4 protein-coding genes and 1 pseudogene are annotated in these 3,668 nt (G+C 51.1%); all 5 read right to left on the reverse strand.

Going from position 1 to position 3,668, the window contains the following annotated elements:
* Positions 1–464: pseudogene (locus GHN86_RS22710) on the reverse strand (type VI secretion protein VasK); the annotation flags it as partial.
* Between the two features lie 9 nt (positions 465–473).
* Positions 474–1,703 carry a hypothetical protein gene (locus GHN86_RS22715; RefSeq protein WP_153382716.1) on the reverse strand — a complete coding sequence of 410 codons (1,230 nt, stop codon included), beginning with the start codon at positions 1,701–1,703 and terminating at the stop codon, positions 474–476.
* Between the two features lie 2 nt (positions 1,704–1,705).
* On the reverse strand, positions 1,706–1,969 hold the full coding sequence (locus GHN86_RS22720; RefSeq protein ID WP_153382714.1) for a PAAR domain-containing protein: 264 nt from the start codon (positions 1,967–1,969) through the stop codon (positions 1,706–1,708).
* A gap of 33 nt (positions 1,970–2,002) precedes the next feature.
* Complete coding sequence (locus GHN86_RS22725) at positions 2,003–2,590, reverse strand: hypothetical protein (RefSeq protein ID WP_153382712.1); 588 nt, start codon at positions 2,588–2,590, stop codon at positions 2,003–2,005.
* 249 nt (positions 2,591–2,839) lie between these two features.
* Complete coding sequence (locus tag GHN86_RS22730; protein WP_153387365.1) at positions 2,840–3,607, reverse strand: hypothetical protein; 768 nt, start codon at positions 3,605–3,607, stop codon at positions 2,840–2,842.
* Between the last annotated feature and the right edge of the window lie 61 nt (positions 3,608–3,668).

Genomic DNA, 3,668 nt, shown 5'->3' on the forward strand with positions numbered 1-3,668 from the left:
ACACTGCCGCCCCACAGCAACACCGTGTCCTGCCCTTCCAGCCAGAGCTGATCCCTCAAACCGGGGGCGATGGCGTCCACCTCGGTGGGCTCGCCCACGATGAGCAGCAGGCGGATTTTACGGCGCCAGAAGAGGCCGTGGTTGTCGCGCAAATCATCACGCAGTGGTCCCCACACGGGGCTTTTATCAGGAGTGTCTTGCTTAAGCGCTCGCGCATCATCAGATGGCAGGTGCTGATAAGTCGAATGTCCAAGATTGCGACCCAACCAACGGTACGCAGCCGAAACAGCCAGGATGACAACAGCTGCAGCTGTTACCCCAAATACCCAAATGAGTTGGCGGTCACTTGCGGCACGGACGCCCAGCCACTCGGGGTAAAACCAGACAAAAAAACCCATAACCATGCAAATCAGCAACAGCACGCCGACCAGCAGAACGAATCCTAAAGAGTGACGAAATTGCATTCAATATTCCTACTTTGATGGCGGTGAGGCAGGCGTCAAAACCGTGCCCCAGAGGCCTGCATCTGAAGTGCTGCCGCCACTGAAAACGAATTGCGGCCCAGCACCGCGCTCTAACGTCTGCGCCGCAGCGACAATGGCCAGCCAAGGAGACGCGTGTCCTGCATGACCTAATAAAGCATCCAGATCGCACAGTTCCTGCTTGGGCTGCTTGGGTAAAGGGACTGCATTGAGAGTTGCCGCGATAGCCCCCTCACGTCGTGCGTCAATTCCCGCTCGCCAAAGCCGCTCAATGGATTGCGCAGTCAGTGGCACCCAGTCCAAGGCTTGACGGGCGGCATAGAGCAGATGCTCGTGGGTTAACCCTCGCTCCTGTTCAGGTCGATGGAGATAGGCAATAGCGGGCAATGTGGTTTGCGTAAGCCGGTTGCCCAGCAATAATCCAACTGCAACCTCCGCGGTGCCTGCGGGCTGAGTCGGTGAAAACTGAACGGCCACCACCATCAGTAACGCGTGATCGTCAATGCGCAGGTCGAGCCACAGATCCAAAGCGTCCAGACCGACCCCGGTAACAGGGACGGTTGATTGACGGATACCGGACGCACTCCACGCCTTTCGCCATATCCGGCTCAGCAGGTTCTGCGGCAAATGGCTGTCGATCTCCAGCAGCAAGGCTAGAGGCGTATCCTGTGGCATCTTGGCAAGGGCTGGCGACAGTTCAGCAAGCACCTGCTCCAGAATGCCAAACAGGGTAAGTTCGGGGTCTTCATCGCTGAGCCTGGATAATCGGCTATGACGCACGGGCGATCCATCCAGCCAACACGGCTGTGCCTCTAGAGCGCTACTGCCGCTCAGTAAAGCATCCGATTGTGCCGTCCCTTGCTCTCCCGGCTCTCGCAAAGCGCTAAATAGGCTCGTCCCCAACACTTGCTGAGACCGCCTCCCACATCGCACCTTGCGGATTAAATCCAGTTCACGCGCCTCATCCCACCCATCGGCGGCGTATTGCTGGCCGAAAAACATTAATGCACGACCAAAACAGAGCAGGCACCAGCTCAAAAGTGGAGCCCCCAAGCCCAGCGTCCAAAAACTCACAGACTGCTGCAACGATTGAGAACCGAACAGCAACATCACTCCCATACCCAATAGTAAAAGTAACGGGAGCAACCCCAGCCAGAGCCAGATACGAGGCTTGGCAGGCCGAGGCGCAAGTGCGGGGATTTTATCCAGTCTGACGGGCATGATCAGCTCGCACCCGCATTGGGCAATGACGAAATCAACACACAGCCACAGAGGCACAAATCGCCCAGAAAGGCGACAGGCAGCCCCCCCTCTTTAAACGCCGAATGCCCTGTCGCAATTGCATTAAGACCATGGCCCGGAAGGGGACATAAAACCAAGTCGCCTTGACGCGCCACACCGATACCATCAAATTTCATGACTGTAGAGCCCGTCAGAACTGTACCGCCACTTGATGTCAAATCACCTATACGAATAATGCCTCGCATGCCATATTCCTTATATAAAACCTACACGATCACCTACTCACTTGAACTTTCTTTACTGACAACGTCCACCTTAGAAAAACCGTTGTTATACAGCCGATAGTGAGTTGAACTTAGCGGCTGCCCCGTGGCATCCGAGTTGTAAAACCAGTCAATGAAAAACCCCTTTGCATCCCATTGCACTGAAGAAAAATCCGTGTCTTGATTTAATTTTCCGGTGTTTTGACTGGCCATTGAAATTGAGCGTAAACAACTGCTGACCAACACCCTCAGTTGCTCGCTAAAACCAGCATTTGTCTCTTTAAAGACAACCAGAAAAACTTCACTGCCTGCGCCGCATAAACCTTCAGGCTTCCGGGGACTGGACGGCAAAACTTGAAATAAAGAAAGGTAATATCTCCCCTCAACAGCATGCTTGTCCGGGCTATAAAAAACCCCCTTCGCCTCCGGAAGCAGTTTCAAATCAAAAACACTTCCGTCTTCCATTTTCAAATGTACGCGGCCCGCTTCACTGTCAACCCATGACACGGCAGCGCTGGCACACATACTCTTCACGCACATCACAGTCATTGATCCAGCGACCAACAACGTTTTAAATTTATTTATCCAGAACATGATCGGCATAACACACCCCTGAATAGATCCACGCATGCTCAGCCGACTGGCCTTTCCAGCCTTTTTTGTAGGCGTCTTTGTCTCGATCATGTAGCTCTGGCTCTGCCTCTGTCTTATCTTTGTTTTGTTCATCATTAGCTAAACCTTTCTTTAACCTGGCTACATCCAAGAATACTCACGGGCTAACTATCTTCTGTGGCACACCAAAAACATGACCATACCAATCCGATATTGATAGACAGAGAGAAATTGGTTGTATTATGGAAACTTTATCGACTTACATTGCACCCACATTGTGATCGGCTTTGTTTTCGTCGTGTACGAGACCTTACACCAGCCTGCCGTTGAGTCTTTCAATGTGATCTGATCGCCTTTAATCAAATACATTTTGCTTGGATCCTGCAAAAACGGCTCTAATTCACCGCCATAAAGGAAGGACTTTTCCTGCATCGTACCCTCGATTGGAGTAGACGAATGGATAGCGTCAAATAGGCGGGAACGAACCGCTTCCTCTACTGCTTTTTTGTTTTTGTATGGGTATAAATAAGTAGTTCGTCCTTGCGCATCGACTAAATTCCCACCCAAATCAAAAAAACGAGAAAGCTTTTTGTCTTGGACTAGAGTTTCTTCTTGAAGTCTTATAACACTTACATCATAAATATCGCTTACAGCATCCCAAGACCTTGGCGTTTCAATACTGTGAATGACAAAAAGCATTTCATCGGGCCCACCATCCACAGAAAGAAGAAACGCATCAATGACTTTTCCTTTTGTCCCGGCATACGGTAACTCATAAACAAGCGTCGGCTTTCCAGATTTCGAGATTGCATATACAGAAATTCCGTCAGGATCGCGCGATAATTGCCCGCCATATTGCTCATCTGTTTTCGTATAGACAAAACACGCCCTAGTTCCACGCACATCTATATAACGATAGGCCTGATCAAGAGCGATTTCGTTGCACGCTCTATCACTTGCAGCTGCGGTCGTGATCGAAACCAGAAACAGAATGATGGGCGGCGGCAAAAACTGAGTGCAACACCTGACCTTTCCGGTACGGTGCTGCCCTATGTCTTATTCCGAACTC

The sequence above is a fragment of the Pseudomonas helleri genome (assembly GCF_009600315.1).
Taxonomy (GTDB): Bacteria; Pseudomonadota; Gammaproteobacteria; order Pseudomonadales; family Pseudomonadaceae; genus Aquipseudomonas; species Aquipseudomonas helleri_A.